Origin of the sequence: Burkholderia arboris (assembly GCF_038723655.1) — a bacterium.
Taxonomy (GTDB): domain Bacteria; phylum Pseudomonadota; class Gammaproteobacteria; order Burkholderiales; family Burkholderiaceae; genus Burkholderia; species Burkholderia arboris.
In genome coordinates, this window is record NZ_CP109823.1 from 77,586 (window position 1) to 99,167 (window position 21,582).

Here is a 21,582-nt window from a genome sequence, read left to right on the forward strand (position 1 = left end):
TCAATGGGCACCTCGCGAAGACATCTCTCTCTCTTTTACTTGGATGCCCGGGAGGGTACGACCGCGTCCGTCCCGGCCCACGAAAGGTAGGGGGAGGCCCTCGCTAGATGCGTAACATTTTGTTAAATAACCGCCAGAATGACGCGGCGAGGACGGAAGCCGTGCGTTTCTTGAAAAAATGATCGGAACAATTGGGTCGTATTGGGCGATATTGCGCGACGATTCCCGGTTTTTAGCAACACCCAATATTTGGTCAATTGCTCGATTGACGAACAAAATGTCAGACGAATCGGCCGTGCGGGCCTTGTGCCGCAAGGACTTCCGAGAAATCTTACAGGCCGTAAAGTCACGGGTGACTTTGATTGAGGATTGGTCAGTGGTCTGGAATCGGTACCGTCCCGTTTGCCGGTCCAGCGGGCGCATGCCACGGCGGCGGCATCGCGCCGATGCGACCGGATCGCGCCGGCGCATTCGATGTGGCGACGGCGGATGCGCTGTAGATCAGATAGGTCGCCCCATAGGGCACCAGCAGCGTGCTGCCTTCGCGATCGCACAGCGCATCCGACGGCAGGCCGCCGCGGGTGTCGACCTGCTGGATGATCGACGTACGCGTGAAGCGCCCGGTGCGCGTCGCGCTGCCCGGCCGGTGACGCGCGACGTAGCGTGTCCAGACGGGGGTGCCGGCCGTGACCTGCGCGACCGCGTCCGTGCGGACGACGACGTAGCTGCTGTCGTAGGCCGTGAAGTAGCCGCCCGGTGCGACGGTGCCGACGCTCTGGCGCTGCCGGTCGACCAGCGTCGCGAGATCGCCTTCACGCGCCCACAGGCGCACCGCGCCGTCGCGACGGCATTCATAAACGGTCTGGCCGCGTGCGGTCAACACCTGGTCGAGATGCTGGGCCGGGCCGGCCCGCAGCATGGCCGGCAGATCGTCATCGGCCGGCAGGACCGGGGCAGACGCGCAGGCCGCGAGCGTGACCAGCGCGATCGCCGACGCCAGCATGCGTGTTGCTCGCGATTCGATGAAGCGTGAGGACGGGGGCGGGAACATTCGGTTCGTGCCTGCCGTGAATCAGGCGGCCTGCACGCGGTTCGAGCTCAGCGCTTCCATCACCCGGGTGTACGCGTCGGTGCTCCGGTAGCCGGCCGGCTGATCGTCGCTCGCCGCTGCGAGAAAGCGGTCGACGATCGCGATCGCGGTCGGGTGGCCGTTCGCCAGCACCGCGCGGGCGCACCGCTGCCATTCGATATCGCCGAGCATGTACAGGCACCAGCTCTGCAATGCCCAGGAAATCGGCCCGCCGTCGCCGCGCTCGTCGATCTGCCGCAGCACTTGCGACGCTGCGAGCCAGTTCGACGAGCCGATCTCGAGCCGCGCTTCGCAGATGTCGCCGGTCGTGCCGTGCGGGTGCAGCACGCGCAACGCCGGCAGCATCTCCTCGAGCTCGGCACGCGAACCGCAGCGCACGCCCCAGGAAAACATCGTCAGCAGGATATTCGACACGATTTGCGGGTTCGACATGAGGTGTGCTCCGAAGACGTAGTGAGCGTCGCAGCCGGATCCGGCGGACGAACGGGGCGCGTCGATGCGCCGATCGCGCAGCCATGACGGCAACGGGATTGTCGGCGATGCCGCGGGCGCGCCCTCCGGCGTGCGCGAAGCGCTGAATGGGGCGACGAATGTTGCGCGGCGATGAACGGTTGCGCTGCGCGTCGCGACGGGGCGCCGGTCACGCAGCGCGCACGTCGATACGTCGTCGGGCGCCGCCGGGCGCGTCGCCGGAAGGCTGGCCGATTCGGTTCGCGTGACGCGGCTTCGCACCGCTCATCCGGTTCGCGGATGCCTGCCCATAGTCTGACGGTGGATCGGACCGTACGCGAGCGCGCGCCCGATCCGTCTTGGCGATCCACACTTTTCACCGGGAGCAAACACATGAACGACATTACTTCAGGTTGTCTGAGCTCACTCTTCGGCTGTTCATCGACCCAGTCGCCGCAAGGCATGTCCAATGGCGGGAACATGGGGGGTATCGGGCTCCTGCGGAAGCTGAAACAGGACATCGAGAAACTGATCACCGACATGCTCGGCATGAACGGCGGCGCAGACGGCAACACGGGCGGCGTCGACGACAGCATGGGCGGCAACTACGGGAACGGGATGCCGCAGCGTGACGGCGCCATGAACGGGAACAACTTCCAGACCGGTGGCGACTACGGGAGCGAGGTACCGGGCGACGACTTCGGGCAAAGCCAGGGGCAGGGGCTGCGCGACGTCAAATTCAACTCGCCGGCCGGCGGGGAGGCACTGCACCTCAAGATGGACCAGAACGGGAATCTGTTCAACGGCAGCGGCAATTCCGTCGGCCGTTACGATCCGCAGACCCGCCAGCTCTCGTTCAACTCCGGTGCGGGAAAGGAAATCGAACGGCTCATGACGGGCGGCCGAAACATGCTCGGCGTTCCCGACGAATTCGCCCCGAAGAAGGGCCCCGGCGGCAACGCGGTCTTCTCGCCGTCGCAGTTCACCATGAGCGTCGGCGACCTGAACCAGAAGGCCGATTTCTGACCGGACCCGCGGGGAAGCCAGTCACACCGGCAACGCGCCTGCACACGTTCGCTTTGCCATACGCCGTTTCGGATCCGCGGGTGCCCGGCATGTCGCCGGGCCCTAGTCTTTTCATTGCGATCTGGCAGAGCGAGATACCGCCAGAGTTCGCATCAATCAGGCATCACACTGGAATCAGGAGAGTCACATGGGCGCAATTGCAGAAATCGGATCGAAAGTGATCGGAGCCATCGGCGGGATCGGTGGCCAGGAAGGAGGCGGCGGCTCGTCGCCGGTCGACGCGCTGATTCATAGCCTGCTGGGGGGCGGTCTGAAGGCGCTGGAACCTCAGCCTTCCGCCAGCAAGGATTCGTCTTCCTGAACGATTCAATTCCCTGAAAAGGACGCTCATGCAACCCGACCATGAAGAGGTGTCCCGGCTGGGACGTGCGTTGATCGACAGCATCATGGAGGATCGCTTCGACGAAGCCGAGAGTTTGCTGGAACGGCTGTGCGTCGCGCATCCCGCCGCCCGGTCCCAGGTGATATTTCCGGTCGCCATCGCGATCCGGCGCGGCCGCCCGCAGGATGCACTGCATCTCGTCAACGGGTTGCATGAGAACGACCGCCCGGATCTGAAGGCGCTTTGCCTGCACGCACTCGGCGATCCGCTGTGGCACGGCTATGCGCTCGAGCATCAGGACAGCGAGGATCCCGACATCCGCAAGACCATGCGCGGCCTGCTCGAGATCGAACGGCAGGCCCACGGCGTCTGAGCCGCGCGATGAAGCGATTCCGACTGGCAGACCGCGCGGACCTGGCGGTCTTTTACGAGGCCGATGCTGCCTGCTTTCGCGCCGCAGGCAGGGAGGACATGCTTCAGCTCGTCAGCAAGGACGTGTTCGTCTCTCACTACAGCGGGTGCCCGTCCATCGGTTTCGTCTGCGACGGCAACGCGATCGGCGGCATCATCCTCGATCGCGATCACGCGCACCTGGCCGTGCTGCCCGATTACCACGGGCGGTGGGCCATTCTCTGGAAGCCCGCGCTCGAATGGTTGTTCCGCATGACGCCGGAGGCATGGGGGGTCGTGGAAGCCGACAATCGCGTCTGCCTTGAATTCATGACGCGCAACGGCTGGACCGGGGTGCCGGCCAGCGACGGCAGGATCGTCTTTCGCATCACGCCGCGCACGTCGCGGCGGCCCTGACCGGCGCCTGCCCGATCGCACCGTTCACGGATTGCCATGGCAATCCGGTGGTGCGATCAGATATTGTCGAGCACACTGAAGACCTTGTCCGCCGTCTGCTTCGCATCCTTTCCGAGGTTGCTGTTCTCGATCGCTGTCTTGGCTTCCGACACGCCCACGTTCTTGATGACCGTGAGGATTGCCGATACCGGATTGAGACGGCCTTTCGTGATGATGTCGATGACGCTCTTGCCGATGGCCTTGAAGAAGGCGCCGATATACTTGCCGGCCTGCTCGAGCCCCCACTGCAGATTGTCCTTGTTGGTGCCGTCGAGATTCACGTGGGAATCGTTCGTCTCGTCGAGCTTGTGCCCCGTCTTCTCGAGGTGGGCCCAGCCGCCTCCCGGATGCCCGCCGGCGCCGACCACGTCCTGCAACAGTCCCGCTTCCGTGCCGTGACGCGCGTCGCCGTCTTTCGTGAAGCCGTCGATCTTGCCGTTGCCGACCTGCGATGGATCGCGCGCGTCGCCGTTCCGGTTTGCCGAACTCTTGATGTTCGTGAGCAACGCGGCCGCCTTGAACGCCTGGTCGGGATCGTTGTACATGTTGCCGCCGACGAACTTGTTCAGGTTGTCCTTGATGCCCCCCTGGTTGCCCAGGTTTTTCAGCAGCGGGTTGTCGTCGATGATCTGCTGGGCCGTTCGGTTGTCGCCAGGCGGCCGCTTCGTCTGGTCGTTCGGCGCCTGTGTGGCGTAGGGCGCCATCCGGGGATCCGGAGACGCGGCACACGGCTTCTGGTTTTCGGCGGGCGCGGGTGCGGCGGCAGATGTCGTCGTGTCCGTCACGGTCTGCGTCTGCGCGAAATTGACGGGAAGGTCGACCGGCGTCGGCGATACCGACGCCTGCCGGTATTGGCCCTCGGGAATCGGCGGCGACGAGCCGCCCGACTCGGTGGCAAGCAGTGACTCGATGTCCTGCAGGATCGCCTTGATGACGGACGAAATGTCGGCGGGTTTGCCGGTCTCGCCGTTGCGAAACGTTGCGCCGATCGAAACCGGATCGGGGTACCGGGTCGAAATCATTACGCCTCCGTGAGCGAAGTCTGCGCACCGAACGCCGCCCCTCGCCGTTCGGTCGCCGGACGCGTCGATGCCGCGCTGCAGCGGCGTACCCGCCAGATGCAGCGCACGGTTCAAAGACTAGCCGGGCGCGACGCAGGCTGCGCGCGTCACGCGAACATCGGTGCGGAAATCCGAACGTCCAGCCGTGTCATGGCGCGAGCCTCGGCGCATTCGACAGTCATGCCGGTCAACGCAATCAAATCGGTTTCCTTAATAACTGGATGGTTCGACAGAATTCATGCCGGCGAGTCACGTCAGTTTCATGTCCGGTAGCGATAGTAGGCGTATCCCATTACGTGACCGCTCCAGCGAGATGTCGACTCCCGCGCTCAATCGATCGAACGGCATGCCGCCAGCACGGGCTGCCGATCACGCGGCCGATACGCCTGCCACCCCCTCACCGGGCCCGTCGACGCAAACGGATCCGGCGCCGGCGCCCGGCCAGGTCACCGGTGTGCTGGCCGGCCTGACGTCGAAACTGAAATCGCGCGCCAGGGCGGCGGGCCACGCGATCGCCCACCCGAAGCGGCCGAATCTCCCGATGGAGCTCACCGCGCTGTCGGTGCTCAAGGTCGGCACGAAGGGCCGGCCGGTTCTTCCGCATCAGACGAACGATCCCGCCCGCGACGTTGCCGTTCCGCCGCCCGCGTTGTCCGGCGCGACGCGTCCCGATTCGCTCGCCTATGTGCGGCCCGAAGGCGCGATGCGCAAACCGGCGCAATCGATGCAGCAGGCGCTCGGCGGCTTCAGCGCGCACGCGGCCGACACGACACCCGCTGGCGGCGACGACGGCATCGGCGATCCTGCCGCGGCCGCGCGCCGTTGTTTCGCCAGCCGCGACCCGGCCAGCATCGACCGTCTCGTCACGGATCTACGGCACGCGCTCGCATCCGCGCCGGGGCTGCCGCCGGCAGGCCGCGCGTGTCAGGCGGAACTGCTGATCGATGCGCTGGCCGACGTGTGCTACGGACAGCCCGATCTCGCCCGCGACGTGTTGCGTCGCCTGCAGCAAGGCCTGTCGATCCAGTCGCAACCGGCACGCGATGCCGGCTTCATCGACAACCATCTGACGGCGCTTGCGTGGCGAACGGCCCAGAAGCTCGCGGTTACGGCCAGCGGCTACGACTGCGTGCACGCGCTGGCCGGTCGCACCTGGCCGCCGGCGGACGGCGCGGCGCGATATGCGCCGCGCGTGTGGCTGCAGGCCGCCGATCGGCTGGTCGACACGACGCGCTGCGATGCCGATCCCGCGGGCGTCGAACGTCACGCGCGGGCACTGGCCGGCGATACGTCGGCCACGAAGCCCGCGCATGCCGCGTGGCTCGTGCGTGCGGCGTCGCGGCTGTGGCGCAGCCAGAACGCGGACGGGCTGAACGCGTCGGACAAGGGCGCGTTGCTCGCCGGCCGGCAGGGCTTTTTCAGCGATGGCCCCGGCACGCCGTTTGCCGCGACGAAGAACCGGCTCGCGCGTTTCCTGAACCACACGATTCCGCGCGCCACGTCGGACCACTTCGAGCCTGCGCAGGACGAACGCGACGAGGCGGTGCCGGTCGCGGCGCAACGCTCGGCGTTCGCGGCCGCGGTGCGGCCGTTCGGGTACCGGAAGAGCGCCGTCGCGGCGATGCAGGACGGTGTGCCGGGCGCGAGCCTCGGCGCATGGTCGAAGGACGAACAGGTGCTCGACGCCGCGCTTCGCGATGCCTTCGTCGCGATGGACGAACACCCCGCGGTGCGCGAACCTGCGGCTGGCCCCGCGAAGCTGAAGAAGGACAGCCGCGCGATTCACGAAACGGTTGGCGCGGCCGAACTCGCGGTGCTGGCCGAATTGTCGCGTACGCCCGGCGCCGGCCGGCAACCGGTCGGGTACGGGATGAAATTCGACGATGCCACGGTCGGCCTCATCGCCGCACGTGTCGTGCACACGCTCGACGACGCCGCCATCGACCGGCTCGCGCGCCGCGCCGTGCAACGGCCCGGTGCACGCGCAGCGCCCGTTTCCGTTCGGTCGACGCTGCGCGCAGCGCGCGTGCGGCGCATGCTCGCGGCATTCCGCGACACGCTGGCGGGCGCCGACCGAAGTCCACAGGCGCGAGCCGATGCGCTCGAACGCGTGCGCAAGCATCTGATCGGCGGCTCGGACGTGCTCGACGCGAAGAAAATCGGCCTGTGGCGCAAACACGTCGGCGACGACGTGCCGCCCGCCGTTGCCACCCGGTTCGACACGATCGACCGCATCGCGCTCGGGAAAGCGGTGAAGCCGCGCGGCACGACGACGGACGATTACCGCGACGCGGGCGATCGCATCATCGACGCGCTCGAAGGCAGCGGCAAGGCGATCGTCACGGAAGGCGGCGTGATCGGCGCGAGTACGCGCGGCGTCAGCGCGACCGCTGCATCGTTCCCGTGGATTGCACCGCGGCTCAACGTGCAGGCGTCGCACGGACGTCAGTCGGTACTCGAATTCAGCCGCAGCACGGCCGCTTACAAGATCGGCATCGGCACGCAGCGCCGGAACCGCTTCGAGGCCGGCGGCGGCCTTCAGGTGGGGCACAACTTCAGTATCGTGCGTGCGGCCGGCAACGTCGAGGTCGGGCATGAGTGGGACGACACCGAACAATGCACGGTCGACCTGAGCATCGCGCGGCGGCTGCATCCGGTCAACGACGCCTATGACGACTCGGCCGGCAGGCGGCAATTGAAGTCGGTCAACCGCTACCTGTTCGACAACGCCGGCAGGGGCAAGGGCGAACGGGCGCTCTGGAACGAACTCGGCAGCCGCTTCTTCGACAACGATGACTTCTCGGTTGCATGGAACAACCAGACCGCCAGTTTGCGGAAGGTCCAGGTGGCGACCGACCTGCGGGCCGGCGTGAAGATCGGCGCGGGCCAGTACTCGGCGCGCGCGACCGCGGCGCTCGGCGACACCTACCAGTGGGTGCACCGCGCCGAACTCGATTCGGTCGACGCGAGCGGCCAGACGAAGATCGAAGGCCATCGCGTCGGCAGCGGCCATCGGGCCGGCGTGGAGGCCGGCATCAACGTCAGCATCAGCGATCAGTTGCAGAACGCGCAGACGGGCAGCGCCGACCCCGCCGATGTCGCGACCGTGTCGATCTTCTCGCCGAAGCTGATCGGGGTCGAGGTACCGGTGCACGACTCGTTCCATCAGGCGAAGGCGACGCTCGTGCGTGAACGCGGCAGGCTGCAGGTGCGCGCGTCGAATGCCGACACCGAATTCGCGAACTTCACGCAGTACAAGAACGCGCTGCGCAACGATCCGGCCTGGCTGCTCGCGTTCGGCGCGACGCCCGGGCAGCCGCTGCCGGCCGCGGCGGCCGACTACGAGCGGGCGCTCGCGGCCGGCCGCGAACGCATCGAGCAGTACCTGTCGCAGATCGCCGAAAATCGCGTGCAGAACCTGCGCTTCGTGCTGCGGCGGCGCCTGCGCGAACATGCGGCCCGCGAAGCCGACGCGCTCGACGACCGGATCGCGTCGCTGCGCGCCCGGCATCGCGGCGACCCGCCGGAGCACGACATCGACATGTTGCTCGACCGGCGCGATGCGCTGCTCCGGCGCGCCGACTCGTGGTTGCCGACCGAACTGCTGACCGTGCAGGCGACCGACCGGCAAATCACGGCAGGGCTGCGGCTGGGGCTGCAGATCGCGGTGCAGAAAGGCGCGCGCGGCGAGCATGAAGTGGCCGCGCTGAAGCTGTCGCCGCGCGAAGCCGACCGGCTGGACCGGAATTGGCCCCGGCAGCCCGAAGCGCGGGCGTGACGGGCAGCGTCGCCGCCCGGGTAGGCCGCTGCGTTTTGAGGGACGCGCATTCGCAATTGCGGGGACGCTGGCATGAAATGCGACGATCATGAAGTCGCGCAACGGCGATGACCTGTCGTTGCGGCCCATACGTATCACGCGGCGCGCCCGACAAGGACCAACACCGTCCGGAGAGCGACGTGGGCGTATGGGGCCGTGGCGTCAACGGGAACTGGCCGGACTGAATCTCCCGAATTCGTTTGAAACGAATGAATGAAGGCGGATTGTCTTTCCATAAGTTTATCCAGGGTCGCGCGCAATTTATTCTTGCTTGTCGTCTTGCGCCGAAATCGCGACATTAGCGGCTGTTCGATATCGACACTGACGAGGGAATTCGGCAATGAAGCCGTCAAGCATGACAACGTGGGTGACTGGCGCGGACCACGGACGTGTGGCTGCGATGCGCACGCTCGCGCGCGGCGCGCTGGCGTTCGCGACGTTCGCGTTCGCGCAGTCCGTACCGGCGGCCGGCAAGGCCCCCGACAGCAAGCCAACGGTCGTGCTGCAGCGTGTGCCCGTGCCGGACACCGGTCGCGAGATGGGGATGGGGCTTGCCGAATTCCCGCCCGATGCGCTCAAGCCGCGTCATGCGGCCACCGGGCCCGAGCTGTGTTACGTCCTTGAAGGCGAAGTCGTCGTGCAGGTGGACGGCAAGCCGCCGGCGACGTTTCACGCGGGCGAGACGTTCCGGTTGCCGGCCGGCGTCGCGCACGTGACGCGCGCCGGGCCGGCCGGTGCGAAAGTCGTGGCTGCGTGGGTGCGCACGCCGGGCCAACCCTTCAACGTCCCGGCGCGGCACTGATGCCCGTGTCGCCAGTCATCGCGTGGCCGGAATGCGCAATGCGCTGTCCCGATTGCACAATGACGACCGGTGGTTACGCAGGGGCGATTCGACTATTCCTTGGAATCGACTTGTGTCGTTATGTGCAGATCCGGAGAACAAGCACGTAATTCCGACTAAAATGCCTTTCCGGATTCATTGCAATAAGCCAAGGGGTTGCCTGCGACATCGCGACCGTTCAAAAAACGTGTCACTCAACCGGCATGCGCATGACATTCAATGCTTCGAGAGAAACGCGCGGATATGAATGCGCGATCAGCGATCACGGCGACATCGCGTCGCGCCCATTGTCGGGGTGACCGGCTCGACCGGTTGTCCGTCATGCCCACGCGCCGTGCGTGGCCGGCTCGCGACGAGCCCGGTCGCGGGGCGGCACGCGTGGCCGCCACGAAATAACCTGTCCGGACTGTCCCGGTCGACGGTTGCGTCCGGATTCCGCCGCGGCGGATGCGCGCGTCGGGCATTACCGGCGTGCGCCCAGGTGCATCCCTCATCCCCGCGAGCCCCGGATCGGCCTGGACGAACCGGCGGAGCGGGCGCAACGGTGGAGCAGGTTCCCGTCGACATGAAAACCCCGATTTCCTTCGCGCTGAGCGCCGCGCGCCCGAGGGCCGGCGCATGAAGAAACGCTCGTCGCCACCTGCTTCCGCCGCGCATGTCACGCTGTTCGGCCGTTTTGCGCTCGATCGCGACGCACGCGTGCTGTACGCGGAAGGCAGCGCGCTGCCGGTCAACGAGCGCGCGATGGCCGTGCTGATCACGCTGGTCGATGCCGCGGGCAAGATCGTTTCGATCGAGCAGTTTCAGCAACGCCTGCGGCCGGCGTCGTCCGTCATGGCCCATAGCGTGCATGCGCTCGTATCGCAGTTGCGCCGTGCACTGGGCGACGATCGCGGCATGATCGAAACCGTGCCGCGTCGCGGTTACCGCTTCGCCGCCGAGTGGTATGACATTCGCGACCGGCTGGGCACCGCCGACAACGAGCCTCCGGCGGCCGATGCCGATGCCGATGCCGATACGGAGCCGGACCGGCAACAGGCCGGCGATCGCGACGCGTGGCCCGACCGTGGCCCCGACCTCGAAGGGGCGCGAAAGCTGCTGATCGGACGCGATGCCGAACTCTCGGAATTGTCGATGCGCATTGCGCAACACCGGCTGGTCACGCTGATGGGCGCACACGGCAACGGCAAGACGCGGCTCGCGCACGAGACGGCATTGCGCGTCGCGGCATTGTTCCCGGACGGCATCGTCCGCGTCGAGCTGGCCGGGCTGACGCTGCCCGAAGGCGTGCCCGACGCAATCGCGGCGCAGCTTCCGCCACACCCGCACGTCAAACCGGCCGCGCAAGGGCTCGACGGGCTGATCGCGCGACTCGCCGGCCGCCGGATGCTGCTGATCGTGGACGATTGCGACCCGCTCGCGCATGAGGTCGGCGTGTTGATCGACGCATTGCTGACGGCCACCGACGTGTGCGTGATCGTGTGCGCGGAAGCGCCGTTGTTCATCGCAGGCGAATACGTGTTGCCGCTGGCGCCGTTGCGCTTTGCGCTTCGGCCGCCGAACGACGTGTCGCCGGTCATGCCGGACGCGCCGCCTTCGGATGCCTGTCAACTGCTCGCCGCGCAGCTCGACGCATGCGGTGCCCGGTTCGCGAGCGACGCCGCCGGCACGGCGTCGAACGACACGCCGGCCGCGCACGTGCAGCGCCACCTGGAATCGATCTGCCGCGCGTTGAGCGGCAATCCGCTGGCCCTCGACCTGGCGGCGCGCCAGATTGCGGGTGCCTCGCGCGGCCGCACGACGCCGGCCGAAGCCGTCGCGGCGTGGGATGCGCGCTGGCGCCGCTACATCCTGCAGCGAACCGGCGGCCACGAGCTGGCCTTGCCGCCTGCGGCACTGGTGCCGACGGTGGTCGCCCATGCGTATCACGCACTCGATGCCGGCGCGCAGCACGTCCTGCGTTGCGCGAGTCTTTTCGCGGCGTGGTTCGATGTCGCGGACGTTCACGCGGTATCGGCGGAGGGCGACGCCACCCGCGCCCCGGACGACGCATCCGCCATGCAGGCGATCGTGTCGACGCTGATCGATGCCGGCCTGCTGATCGAACACGCGTCGAGCGACGCGCGTCGCCTGTTTCAGGTCCCGGCCGCCGTCCGCCGCTTCACGCTCGGCGTGCCCGCGCACCGGCCCGACCAGGCACGCGCGGCCGCCCGCCATGCGCAACGGATCGCCGAACGGCTCGACGCGGCCGGCCATCGCGCCGGCGAACCCGCGTCTCGCGCGCCCGCACTCGCCGACGTGCGCCGGGCCGTCGGCTGGTCGATCGAGGCACGGCATTTCCACACCGCCGCGCGGTTGCTGCGGCATTCGGGATCGCTGTGGGCTGCCGCGCATCTCACCGGCGAGTGGACGGTCTGGACCGGCCGCGTTCTGGATCACGACCTGTCGCGCTCGATTCTGAAGGTGCGCGATCTCATGCAACTGCAACTGACGCTGGCGCAGGCGATGCAGCAGGCGACGCCGGCGCCGTTGCCGGCCGACACGATCGCCGCGTGGTGGCGCGTCTACGAACTCGCCACCGCCTGTGCCGACGATGCCAGCCGGCTGCATGCGTTGTCGGTCCTGTTGCTGCGTACGCTCGAAGCCGGCTTCAGCGACGATTCACCCGAACTCCTGATGCGCGTGCGGGCACGGATCGCGCAGGAATGCGAAGTGTCGTCGTCGCATCGCAGCTTCGCGTTGCTGCGCGGCGCGCTGCTGACGCTGGACGGCCGCCACGACGAGGCGATTGCGCTGCTTTCGCCGCACGACGAACCGGCGCGGGAGGCGGATTGCGATGCCGACGAAGCCGCCGATGCCGCCGAAGCCGCCGAAGCCGCCGAAGCCGGTGCGCCGGACACGTGCCGTCCCGACTACATCACGTCGGTTGCGGACAACGCGCTCACGATATCGCTGTGGCTCACCGGCGCGCAGGCGATCGCGCATCCGACCTTGTTGCATGCGTTGCAGGGCGCGCGGCAGCAGTCCGATCCGCTGTCGCGTTGCGCGGCCGCGATGATGGCCTGCGTGCTGTTCCTGCTCGAAGGCGACGCGCCGCGCGTCGCGCAACAGGCCCGGCTGCTCGTCGACGTCGCGCAGCGCAACGGGCTGCCGGGCTGGCGCAACATCGGCCGCCACTTCCTGATGTGGGTCGACGCGACCGACGAAACGCACGACGAGACCGGGAAGCTGATCCAGCTTGCGCTGCGCAATCTCGCGCGCGGCCACGTGAGCATCATCGACCTGGCGATACTTGACCGGTTTGCCGGCGCGGTGCTGCAGCTGGCCGGCGGCCCGGCTTTGAACCGCCTGTTCGAACAGACGACCGCGAATCTGCCGGCCAGCGGACGCCGCTGGCTGCTGCCGGAAGCGTTGCGCGTACACGCGGTCGTGCGCCACCGCGCCGGCGTGCCGGCGGACGACGTACGGGCGTTGCTCGACCAGGCAACGCACGAAGCCCGCCGGCAGCGCGCTTCGCTGCTCGAGCGGCGGATCTCGGCGACCGTCGAGCAGATCGTCCCGTCGCGGTAAGCGTCATGCACGAGCGGGCGGCGCCTGCCGCCTGCTTCAGTTCGACTGCATCCGCTGCACGATCAGCCGGACCTGGGCCGCATAGCGGTCGCGTTCCGCTGGTGTTTGCGAATGGTATGCGCCGACCGCCTTCCACGTATTGCCGTACTTGAGCATCATCTTGCGCAGGTGCCACGCGGCGATATAGACGCTCGCGCAAGGATCCATCAACGTGTGCGACGTGATGCCGTACGTCGACAGCGTCGTCAGATGGATCGAGTTGATCTGCATCAGGCCATAGTCGATCGACCCGTTGGTGTTGACGCGCTTCGCGTTGACGTTGTCGTGCGATTCCTGCCATGCGAGCGCGCGCAGAATCGTTTCGTTGACGTGCTGGTAGGCGGCGGCTTCGGCGAAGCATTCGGCATGGGCGACAGGCGTCAGGTACGGCAGCAGCGCCAGAAGCGCGATCGCTCGGATGGCCATGGGTTCGATCGTCGGAAGGATTCGGGAGGATGAGGCATCCATCATGCTCGTACGACTCGGCCGGGTGAGGGGGGCGCACGCGAATCCACGGCGCGCGGTGCGAATTCATTGCGTCGTCGCACGTGATTTCGCATGCGCGCCGGACGGCCGGAGGCATGGCCGCGATCATCGACGTTTGTCCCGTGCCGAACACGCCTGATTCAGGGGAACGACGTCATGCCGAACATCACGCGATCTGCCGGCGGCCTCTCGAACGCGTCTCGCCGCTCGTCTTCGCCGGAGCCAGGCGAATCGGAGCCGGGGGCAGGCTCGGGGCCGGATGTCGATACCCGGTCCCGTGCCGCTGCAGGCATGCCCCCGCCGTTGCCCGGGCGACCGGTCTTTCTCAAGCGCATGCAATCGTCCTCCGTGCGTCGGCCAGACCGCCGTTACGCCACGGCGAGAGGTGCGATCGTCAGGCACATGAACGAAATTTTCAATACCGTCCACGCCCGGGTGGCGCTGACGGCGCCACGCGCGGCGCCATCCCGCAAGCCTCGTCTCTGACACGCACGGCATGCCCGACGCGCAATGACACCGTTTGCCCGCCGGGAGGCGGGCGGGCAACGCGATCGATCGTTCCGTCGATCGCGCTCGCGGCATGCCGCGTCGGGACGCGGGTCGTACCCGTACGCTACTTGGTCTCGGTTGCCTTCAGGATCCCCCCCGAACCGGCCTTGATTGCCTCGGCCTCGGCCTGCGTCAGACTCAGCTTCGACTGATACACCGCCAGTTGCATCTGCGATTCGGAATAGCGCTCCAGCGATGCAGGTTCGCTTTCACGAACCTGCGGCTTTCTCGCGTGTCGTTCCGCCGCAGGATCCATCCGCGGTTTGAGGTCGGCGAGTTTCCCGGCAACGGCGGGCCGGTTCGAAAATCGGGACGGTCTGAGCGTATCGGGCTCGTCCGTCGTTGATGGATGCTGAAGCGGGGCGACGTTCGCGCCGCCAACACGTGATGTCGACATGTCCGGACTCCGGCGTCTCGCATTAAAAGTCCGTTCTAACATGGCCTCGCCGGCCCACGGTCGACGCACGCGAATGATCGTCGCGCGATGCGAATCCCGCTTGATTCCCGCGCATCGACGCGTTGCGCCGAGAGGCCGGACTTCGTGACTTCGTCGACGGTTTCGGCGGCGCGGCGACGCACGCACCGCCGGGCATCGAGCGCCGACACGCAGGTCTCCCACAGGACATCTGGCGCCGTACGCGCGACGGCCGCGGTAACGCAATCGGCGCCGCTCCGACCGCGGACCGATTCTTCCGCGCCCATCGACCGCTCTGCCGACGGGCCCCGGGAACCCGCCGGGTCGCTCGCCGCAAATGCGAGTAGCGCAATCCATCGAGATCGTCCCCATACCCCGACCGGCGGCCCCGCGCGGGTTCGCGCGCCGCCCGGCACACGCGTCCAATGCGAGTTGTCGAATGTGAGCCGCAGCTCATATTCTGAAGTCGTCGGGCGGCAAGGCATGGGGCCTCCGCCGATCACCGCATCAGAGAGTACGACCATGACCGAAACGACCCAAACGATGAAGCTCAACCACCTGAGCTTTCCCTCGGCCGACACGCTGGCGACGGCCCGGTTCTTCGAGCGATACCTCGGCTTCACGATTGCCGGAAGCTGGGACGAATCCTGGATTCTCAAACGTCCGGGCTTCGACGTCGTGATCGATCACGTCGGCGACGGCGTGCCCGCGTGGCCGACGAATTTCCACGTCGGCTTCGAACTGCCGAGCCTCGATGCCGTGCGCGCGCTGTTCGAGCGCTTCACGGCGGAGGGCGTCGCGATGGAGACGGACATCTTCAACAACGGGCGCGGTTCGCGCTTCTTCTGTCGTGCGCCGGGCGGCGTGATGTTCGAGCTGAACACGCGCGCGGATGCCGCACCGGAATATCAAGGCACCTTCGACGACTGACGCGGGGTGGTTCGTACCGCGCTCAACCGCGACCGGCGTTGCGTGCCAGCATGTCGATGAACGCGCGGGTGCGCGAAGGCTCGGTGATCTCCGTCCATTGCAGGTGCGCGTATTTCGGATCGTCGCGCAGGCCGGTGAACTTGACGCGGTTTTTCGCGAATGTCGTGCATGACCACAGCAGTACCGAGTCTCGCGAGCAGAACGCCATCCGCAGCGACTCCCGGTTGCCGTGAGACAGCTCGGTACGCATGAGCCCGCGGCTGATCGTGCGCCAGAGTACCCGCGAGAATACGGTCCAGCGCCCGAAGTTGAGCCAGACGACGTGCGTGGCTCTCGACCACAGCACGTCGCGCACCGCGCTGTAGTTCCCGTCGGCGACCCAGTGGTCCCCGGCGGTTGCGGCCAGCACGGCGCGCTCGAACTGCTCGGGCGGCACGGCGGCCCAGTTGCGACCCCAGTAGAGCCGGTCGAGTTCGATGTAAGGGCAGTCTGCCGCTGCTGCGAGCGCGCTGGAGAAGGTGGATTTCCCCGATCCGCTTGTTCCGACGACGACGACGCGCATGTGTTTGACCGCGGGCAAAGGGCGAAGCCGCGTATTGTGCCCGATGCACGGGAACGGCGCCGCTTGGCCGGTCGACTCATCGCCGTTGGCCAACCGGTTCCGGCCGGCTGCCGATGATTCGACGAGCCGGCCAGGGACCGAACACCGCTTACCGGAGCGACACCACCATGTTCTGCGTGTTGCCGACGGGAACGTAGTCGAACTTGAGGCGCTTGCTGTCCGATTGCGGTACGCCGTCGATGGCAACGACCCGCTTGTTCAGCATCGCGGACTGTTCGAACGCACTGCCGGCGCCGTAGAGCGTGAACTTGCCCGTGCTCCTGGACTGAGGGCTCGACTGAAAGTTGAACAGGCCTTCCGGGTATTGCCGGTTGCTCAGGAAGTCGAAGGGCTTTCCGCCGGAGTAGGTATCGAATTCCACATCGGCATGATCGGCGATGGAAAAAATGGCGGTCGATGCGCTGTCGTAAAACTCGACCGCGTCGGTGACGAACGTCGCCCGTGCGCTGTCCTGGGCCGCAACCCGCACGCTCTTGCGCAACGTGATCTTCTTGCTCTTCACCGCGCTCTTCGCGCTGTTTCCGAACGCGAAACGCGATTCGGCGATCTCCAGCTTGCCGCCGGTCGCTTCCAGGTTCAGCGAATGGTCGTCGCCCGGCGCCCGCGGCAACTCGGTCGGCAGGACGAAATACTCGCTGAACGTCAGCACGACCTCGTCGGCCCGGACCTTCACGGCCGATCGTCCCTTGACAAGCAGCCGCTTCGTGCTGGCGTACAGCCCGCAGTCGACCTGATAGCGGCTGGCGCCGGCCAGCTTCAAGTCGAGGAGGAGGTCGATGTACATGCCGAGCACCAGCGGATCCAGACCGCCGGCGTTCACCTTGTCGAAATGGCTGGCTTCGAACGACGCGTCGGTGAGCGTGAAGTTGACGAACGGATGTCCGATGAGCTTGTACGGATACGGCCCCATCGTGAAATCGACACCCTTCGGATCGCCGGACACACCGCGCAGGACGAGTGCGCCGCTGCGGAGATCGATTTCGGTCGGCGGAATCGCATTGTCGAAATGTCCGCCCCATACCGACGACTGCCTGGAAAGCAGCATCAGCGTTCCCGCGGGGGGGATCATCGTGAAGGACTTGCCGGCTTCCTTGTCGAAGGAGGCGGCACTCAGTTCGTACGGCCCCGGAATGTCGTAGGTCTGGTTTTCGTCTGGATTCCAGATGAAGATTTTCGACATGATGCCCTGAACCGCGCCGGATTTTGTGGAGGCTCGTATTCTTGAGAGAATCGAGTCATGAACAAGAAGGCAAGCAAGTTTTCCCCGGAAGTGCGAGAGCGCGCAGTGCGTCTGGTACGCGAACAGCGTAGCGAACACGCGTCAATGTGGGCGACGGTCGAATCGATTGCGCCGATGATTGGCTGTACGCCGCAGACGCTGCTGGATTGGGTCAAACGTGACGAGGTCGACCGTGGGGAGCGCGATGGCGTGAGCACGGCCGAGCGTGAACGCATCAAGGCCCTGGAACGCGAGGTCAAGGAACTGCGCCGGACCAACGAGATTCTCAAGCTGGCGAGCGCGTTTTTCGCCCAGGCGGAGCTCGACCGCCGTTTCAAGTCCTGAAGGCCTTCATTGATCAGCATCGCGACGCCTTCGGGGTCGAGCCGATCTGCAAGGTCTTGCGGATTGCCCCGTCGGGCTACCGACGCCATGCTGCGCGGCTTCGAGATCCGTCCAAACGCTGCGCCCGCGCCAAACGCGATGAGCTTCTGCAGCCGGAGATCAAGCGTGTCTGGCAGGCCAACATGCAGGTCTATGGCGTGCCGAAGGTCTGGAAGCAGATGAACCGGGAGGGTATCTTGGTCGCACGCTGCACGGTCGGGCGGTTGATGAAGCTGCAGGGCTTGCGAGGCGCAGTTCGCGGCAAGCGAGTTCGCACGACGACTCCCGATTCGAGCGCGCCGCGCCCACTGGATCGGGTCAACCGGCAGTTCAAGGCTGAGCGACCGAATCAGCTTTGGGTGTCGGATTTCACCTACGTCTCGACGTGGCAGGGCTGGCTGTACGTGGCGTTCGTAATCGACGTGTTCGCCCGTCGCATCGTTGGCTGGCGAGTCAGTTCGTCGATGACCACGGACTTTGTTCTGGATGCACTTGAACAGGCGCTGTACGCTCGCCAACCGGGTGACGAAGGGACTTTGATACATCACTCAGATAGAGGGGCGCAATACGTCAGCATTCGCTACAGCGAACGTTTGGCCGAGGCGGGTATCGAGCCGTCCGTCGGCAGTCGTGGCGACAGCTACGATAACGCGCTGGCTGAAACGATCAACGGTCTGTACAAAACGGAACTGATTCATCGGCGCGTCCCGTGGAAAACGAGGGAATCTGTCGAACTGGCAACCCTGGAATGGGTGGCCTGGTACAACCATCATCGGTTGATGGAACCGCTCGGCTATATCCCGCCCGCTGAGGCTGAGGCAAACTACTACAGGCAACTCAGAAATGCCGCTGACGTGCCTGCATTAACTTAAACCAACCAGCCTCCACGATTCTCGGCGCGGTTCAGCCCTCCTGATTGAGTTGAGCGGAATGCGCAGGTGTATCGAATCGACCCGGGTCGCTATTGAATCCTGGCAAGCAATGGCTGATTTTTTATCGGCCTTGATGAAAATCCAGAGATCCGGGTTCTGGTGAAAGAACGAAAACAATATAGAAGGAGTTATTTTAAAAGGCGATTACACTCGATTACACGGACTGTCGCGGTAGCACCGGCATCGGTGACCGTCCGTACGACGGCGGCACCGCCTCAGGCGCGGAGGGCGCCACGAGGCAAGCCATACCCCGGCCGGCGTTTTGTTTCGAGTTGTTCAATTCAGCCGGGCATTGTTGATTGCCGCGTAGCCGGTTTCGGAATATTCGAACCAGGCAGGGAGGCAAAGCTTCCTGAAAATGTTCAATTTTCTTTCGGCGAATTTTCAAGTGAGCGATCAAATTCAATTCAATCAAATTTGGTATTGAATTTGTCGAAATCCGGCCCTATACCTAATGACGCGCACGTGATTGGAATTCTGTCGCGCGGTGTGCGAGCAGGTTTTATGCATGGGCGGAGCAAGACCGTCTTAGTCGTTCCGGCGTGTTTTCCGAATCCTGATTTCGGGAGATCGATATGTTCGATTGTCTGATAGCGGAGGACGTACTATGAGCGCGGCCAAAGGCAGGCTGGTGGTGATCGGATCGGGCATCAAGGCGGTTGCGCACTTTACGCTGGAAGCGCAGGCGCATATCCAGCAGGCGGACATCGTGCTCTATGCGGCGGCCGACCCGGTCACCGACATGTGGATCGAGGCGCAGAACCCCAACGCGTTCGATCTCTACCAGTATTACGCGGACGACAAGGCGCGCGTGATCACGTACGTCCAGATGATCGAGCGGATCATGGCGGAGGTGCGTGCGGGCAAGTACGTGTGCGCGCTGTTCTACGGTCACCCCGGCGTATTCGTGACGCCGTCGCACAATGCGATCGCGATTGCCCGCAACGAAGGCTACGATGCCGTGATGCTGCCGGCGGTTTCGGCCGAGGACTGCCTGTACGCGGACCTGGGCGTGGACCCGAGCGTTCCGGGCATGCAGATCTACGAGGCGACCGATTTCCTGTTGCGGCGTCGCAAGGTGGATACCACCGCCAACTTCATCCTCTGGCAGGTCGGTTGCATCGGCGACCTGGGCTTCAAGTTCGGCGGCTACCGGAACGACAAGTTCGACGTGCTGCTCGACTATCTCGAGGAGATCTATGGCGCCGAGCATCCCGCCATCAACTATGTCGCCAACATGTTTGCCGGGCCGCCGCAGATCGACCGCCACGTGATCGGTGACTACCGCGACCCCGACGTGAAGGCGAAGGTCTCCGGCATCTCGACCTTCTTCATTCCGGCGAAGGACGGCATCCAGTCCGATGCCGGCATGCTCGCCAAGCTTGGCCTCGCCAGAATCAGCGAGGCGCGCCGCAACCCGTTGATCTGCGACCGCGAAGACTATCGCGTACTGGCCGAAATCGCCCGGCGCAACATCCACAATCACAAGGTACCGCCCGGCTACAAGTACAGCTTCGCATCGGAAGCGTTGTACCAGACGCTGCTCACGCTTGCGCTCGACCAGCGTGCCCAGGGCGAGTTCCAGACCAACCCGCGAGCCTACCTCGATTCGCGCGCGGGCCTGACGGCCGAGGAGCGGCGCAACCTGCTGCTCCAGCACACGGGCGTCACCCGGATGATGTTCAAGCGCGATCCGGACAAGGAGGCTGTCCGGTTCGTCGGCGCCGCGCTGCTCGATCCGGAACTGGCCCGCGAATACCGCGATCGTCAGGCCGCTGCCGCGCAAGCGGTTGCCGACCACGAGATTCCGCTCGGCGAGTACGAAGGCGTGGTCGCGTCCTGGTTGCGTCGGCAGGGTTTTGCCGCCACGCCCGCCGCCGTGACCCGGGCCATGGAAGCGGTCCATACCAGCAAGGACGACCTGAGCCTGGCCTGAGCGCCTGCACGCGCTGTCCCACCACCTGAAAAAGAGGAAAAGACCATGGCTTCCTTCGACGTGTCCGGCACCTATATGACCAGCTGGCTGCAGCCGGACGGAAAGACGTACATTCCCGGGCCGGTCGTGATCGATACCGGCAACCAGTCCGTCACGCTCAACGGCGCCGCGATCGCTTCTCCGTCGTTCACCGCAACCGGGGTGAGCTGGGCCGCGACCGGCGGCAATGCGACGTCTGCCAGGCTGACCTTCTACCAGAACGGCGGCGTCAACGGCTTCGTCGGCGTGTTCTCGCAGGGAAGCGACCCGTTGCCGACCGCCAACAACCTGTTCGGCAACGCCGGTGCCGCCACCCAGCAGTTGTCGACGTGGAACGGGACGTACAACCTGTTCAGCCTGACCGCGGACGGCAAGAGCACGCCGCTGAGCGACAAGCTGGTCATCAGCGCGCCGCAGGTCACGTACGGCGGGTCGATCGTGAACAAGCCCGTCTATACCGGCGAGAAGGGGCCGAAAGGCGAGATCGACCAGCTCGCGTGGTTCAGCGCGAACGGCAATCCGCAGAATGCGATCATCCAGTTCTCGAACGCGCAGGCGCCGACGTTGACGCTCTACGGGGAATTGTGGAACAGCGGTGCGCAGCCCACTTACGTCAATCTCTCGGGGACCACCAAATCCAGTTCCGCCCCGCCGAACATCACGGTGGTCGCCGCGCTGATCAGCAACACGTCGACCGAAGTGACGACGGAGGTGACGACCGAGGTCACGACGGAAGTGACGACGGAAGTCACCACCGAGGTGACGACGGAGGTGACCACCGAGGTCATGACGGAAGTCGCGGTGGCGGTGGTCGAGGTGCTGGCGGAGGACGACGACAAGCCGTCACCCGGTTCGACCAAGGCGTCCCTCCCCAAAGAGGATGCCGCGGCGGCGGAGAAGCTGCTCGAAAAGGCCCTGGCGCTTGCGGCGTGAGCCGTGCGACGGGAG

Annotated in this window: 18 protein-coding genes and 1 other annotated feature; of the genes, 11 read left to right on the top strand and 7 right to left on the bottom strand. The window is 65.7% G+C overall.

Annotated elements, in window-relative coordinates; genetic code table 11:
• Positions 1-373: 373 nt before the first annotated feature.
• On the bottom strand, positions 374-1,003 hold the full coding sequence (locus OHZ10_RS33310; RefSeq protein WP_174992403.1) for a DUF3455 domain-containing protein: 630 nt from the start codon (positions 1,001-1,003) through the stop codon (positions 374-376).
• 69 nt (positions 1,004-1,072) lie between these two features.
• A complete protein-coding gene (locus OHZ10_RS33315) occupies positions 1,073-1,522 on the bottom strand; it encodes an HrpB1 family type III secretion system apparatus protein (RefSeq protein WP_081052154.1) in 450 nt (149 codons plus the stop codon).
• Between the two features lie 411 nt (positions 1,523-1,933).
• On the opposite strand from OHZ10_RS33315, the gene OHZ10_RS33320 reads away from it, so the two are divergent.
• The 4 genes from OHZ10_RS33320 (at position 1,934) to OHZ10_RS33335 (ending at position 3,755) form a co-directional block, all read left to right on the top strand.
• Positions 1,934-2,566 (top strand): hypothetical protein, encoded by a 633-nt coding sequence (locus OHZ10_RS33320; RefSeq protein WP_155627328.1) that lies wholly within the window; start codon positions 1,934-1,936, stop codon positions 2,564-2,566.
• 187 nt (positions 2,567-2,753) lie between these two features.
• Positions 2,754-2,927: a hypothetical protein gene (locus OHZ10_RS33325; protein WP_155627329.1), complete on the top strand. Its 174-nt coding sequence runs from the start codon at positions 2,754-2,756 to the stop codon at positions 2,925-2,927.
• Positions 2,928-2,955: 28 nt separating this feature from the next.
• Positions 2,956-3,321 carry an HrpB1 family type III secretion system apparatus protein gene (locus tag OHZ10_RS33330; RefSeq protein WP_059241476.1) on the top strand — a complete coding sequence of 122 codons (366 nt, stop codon included), beginning with the start codon at positions 2,956-2,958 and terminating at the stop codon, positions 3,319-3,321.
• Positions 3,322-3,329: 8 nt separating this feature from the next.
• Positions 3,330-3,755, top strand: a complete 426-nt coding sequence (locus OHZ10_RS33335; protein ID WP_340625956.1) for a GNAT family N-acetyltransferase — start codon at positions 3,330-3,332, stop codon at positions 3,753-3,755.
• A 56-nt stretch (positions 3,756-3,811) separates the two neighbouring features.
• Here OHZ10_RS33335 and OHZ10_RS33340 read toward each other — a convergent pair whose 3' ends face one another.
• On the bottom strand, positions 3,812-4,930 hold the full coding sequence (locus OHZ10_RS33340; RefSeq protein ID WP_342706307.1) for a hypothetical protein: 1,119 nt from the start codon (positions 4,928-4,930) through the stop codon (positions 3,812-3,814).
• A gap of 187 nt (positions 4,931-5,117) precedes the next feature.
• On the opposite strand from OHZ10_RS33340, the gene OHZ10_RS33345 reads away from it, so the two are divergent.
• The 3 genes from OHZ10_RS33345 (at position 5,118) to OHZ10_RS33355 (ending at position 13,083) form a co-directional block, all read left to right on the top strand.
• Positions 5,118-8,633: a hypothetical protein gene (locus OHZ10_RS33345; protein WP_342706308.1), complete on the top strand. Its 3,516-nt coding sequence runs from the start codon at positions 5,118-5,120 to the stop codon at positions 8,631-8,633.
• A gap of 394 nt (positions 8,634-9,027) precedes the next feature.
• Complete coding sequence (locus OHZ10_RS33350; RefSeq protein ID WP_226196031.1) at positions 9,028-9,474, top strand: cupin domain-containing protein; 447 nt, start codon at positions 9,028-9,030, stop codon at positions 9,472-9,474.
• Positions 9,475-10,131: 657 nt separating this feature from the next.
• Positions 10,132-13,083, top strand: coding sequence for an ATP-binding protein (locus OHZ10_RS33355; protein ID WP_342706309.1), 2,952 nt, complete (start codon positions 10,132-10,134; stop codon positions 13,081-13,083).
• A 36-nt stretch (positions 13,084-13,119) separates the two neighbouring features.
• Here the strand turns inward: OHZ10_RS33355 and OHZ10_RS33360 are convergent, their stop codons facing one another.
• Both OHZ10_RS33360 and OHZ10_RS33365 read right to left on the bottom strand, forming a co-directional pair.
• Entirely contained in the window at positions 13,120-13,548 is a 429-nt protein-coding gene (locus OHZ10_RS33360; protein WP_059241487.1) for a lytic transglycosylase domain-containing protein, read from the bottom strand.
• 673 nt (positions 13,549-14,221) lie between these two features.
• Positions 14,222-14,554: a hypothetical protein gene (locus tag OHZ10_RS33365; protein ID WP_155627332.1), complete on the bottom strand. Its 333-nt coding sequence runs from the start codon at positions 14,552-14,554 to the stop codon at positions 14,222-14,224.
• Positions 14,555-15,094: 540 nt separating this feature from the next.
• Between OHZ10_RS33365 and OHZ10_RS33370 the strand changes: the two genes are divergently transcribed.
• A complete protein-coding gene (locus OHZ10_RS33370) occupies positions 15,095-15,502 on the top strand; it encodes a VOC family protein (RefSeq protein ID WP_174992407.1) in 408 nt (135 codons plus the stop codon).
• Between the two features lie 22 nt (positions 15,503-15,524).
• Here OHZ10_RS33370 and OHZ10_RS33375 read toward each other — a convergent pair whose 3' ends face one another.
• Positions 15,525-16,064, bottom strand: a complete 540-nt coding sequence (locus OHZ10_RS33375; RefSeq protein ID WP_342706310.1) for a toxin — start codon at positions 16,062-16,064, stop codon at positions 15,525-15,527.
• A 148-nt stretch (positions 16,065-16,212) separates the two neighbouring features.
• Complete coding sequence (locus tag OHZ10_RS33380; protein ID WP_342706311.1) at positions 16,213-17,442, bottom strand: hypothetical protein; 1,230 nt, start codon at positions 17,440-17,442, stop codon at positions 16,213-16,215.
• On the opposite strand from OHZ10_RS33380, the gene OHZ10_RS33385 reads away from it, so the two are divergent.
• The 3 genes from OHZ10_RS33385 to OHZ10_RS33395 all read left to right on the top strand — a co-directional run bounded on the left by OHZ10_RS33385 (position 17,362) and on the right by OHZ10_RS33395 (position 21,567).
• Positions 17,362-18,599, top strand: a protein-coding gene (locus OHZ10_RS33385) for an IS3 family transposase (RefSeq protein ID WP_342706312.1) whose coding sequence is annotated in 2 segments (ribosomal slippage) — positions 17,362-17,653 and positions 17,653-18,599 — 1,239 coding nt in all. Because the reading frame shifts where the segments join, the coding sequence is not laid out codon by codon here. The two genes, OHZ10_RS33380 and OHZ10_RS33385, sit on opposite strands and share 81 nt — an antisense overlap.
• Positions 17,643-17,759: a sequence feature (AL1L pseudoknot), on the top strand. It overlaps the preceding gene by 117 nt.
• A 667-nt stretch (positions 18,600-19,266) precedes the next feature.
• Positions 19,267-20,595, top strand: coding sequence for an SAM-dependent methyltransferase (locus OHZ10_RS33390; protein ID WP_059241493.1), 1,329 nt, complete (start codon positions 19,267-19,269; stop codon positions 20,593-20,595).
• A 45-nt stretch (positions 20,596-20,640) separates the two neighbouring features.
• Complete coding sequence (locus OHZ10_RS33395) at positions 20,641-21,567, top strand: hypothetical protein (RefSeq protein WP_174992408.1); 927 nt, start codon at positions 20,641-20,643, stop codon at positions 21,565-21,567.
• Positions 21,568-21,582: the final 15 nt, after the last annotated feature.

Coding starts and splice junctions, on each gene's coding strand:
- OHZ10_RS33360 (WP_059241487.1), bottom strand. CDS start 13,548: ATGGCCATCCGAGCGATCGCGCTTCTGGCGCTGCTGCCGTACCTGACG.
- OHZ10_RS33390 (WP_059241493.1), top strand. CDS start 19,267: ATGAGCGCGGCCAAAGGCAGGCTGGTGGTGATCGGATCGGGCATCAAG.
- OHZ10_RS33335 (WP_340625956.1), top strand. CDS start 3,330: ATGAAGCGATTCCGACTGGCAGACCGCGCGGACCTGGCGGTCTTTTAC.
- OHZ10_RS33320 (WP_155627328.1), top strand. CDS start 1,934: ATGAACGACATTACTTCAGGTTGTCTGAGCTCACTCTTCGGCTGTTCA.
- OHZ10_RS33350 (WP_226196031.1), top strand. CDS start 9,028: ATGACAACGTGGGTGACTGGCGCGGACCACGGACGTGTGGCTGCGATG.
- OHZ10_RS33395 (WP_174992408.1), top strand. CDS start 20,641: ATGGCTTCCTTCGACGTGTCCGGCACCTATATGACCAGCTGGCTGCAG.
- OHZ10_RS33370 (WP_174992407.1), top strand. CDS start 15,095: ATGACCGAAACGACCCAAACGATGAAGCTCAACCACCTGAGCTTTCCC.
- OHZ10_RS33355 (WP_342706309.1), top strand. CDS start 10,132: ATGAAGAAACGCTCGTCGCCACCTGCTTCCGCCGCGCATGTCACGCTG.
- OHZ10_RS33375 (WP_342706310.1), bottom strand. CDS start 16,064: ATGCGCGTCGTCGTCGTCGGAACAAGCGGATCGGGGAAATCCACCTTC.
- OHZ10_RS33365 (WP_155627332.1), bottom strand. CDS start 14,554: ATGTCGACATCACGTGTTGGCGGCGCGAACGTCGCCCCGCTTCAGCAT.
- OHZ10_RS33325 (WP_155627329.1), top strand. CDS start 2,754: ATGGGCGCAATTGCAGAAATCGGATCGAAAGTGATCGGAGCCATCGGC.
- OHZ10_RS33345 (WP_342706308.1), top strand. CDS start 5,118: ATGTCCGGTAGCGATAGTAGGCGTATCCCATTACGTGACCGCTCCAGC.
- OHZ10_RS33315 (WP_081052154.1), bottom strand. CDS start 1,522: ATGTCGAACCCGCAAATCGTGTCGAATATCCTGCTGACGATGTTTTCC.
- OHZ10_RS33310 (WP_174992403.1), bottom strand. CDS start 1,003: ATGCTGGCGTCGGCGATCGCGCTGGTCACGCTCGCGGCCTGCGCGTCT.
- OHZ10_RS33330 (WP_059241476.1), top strand. CDS start 2,956: ATGCAACCCGACCATGAAGAGGTGTCCCGGCTGGGACGTGCGTTGATC.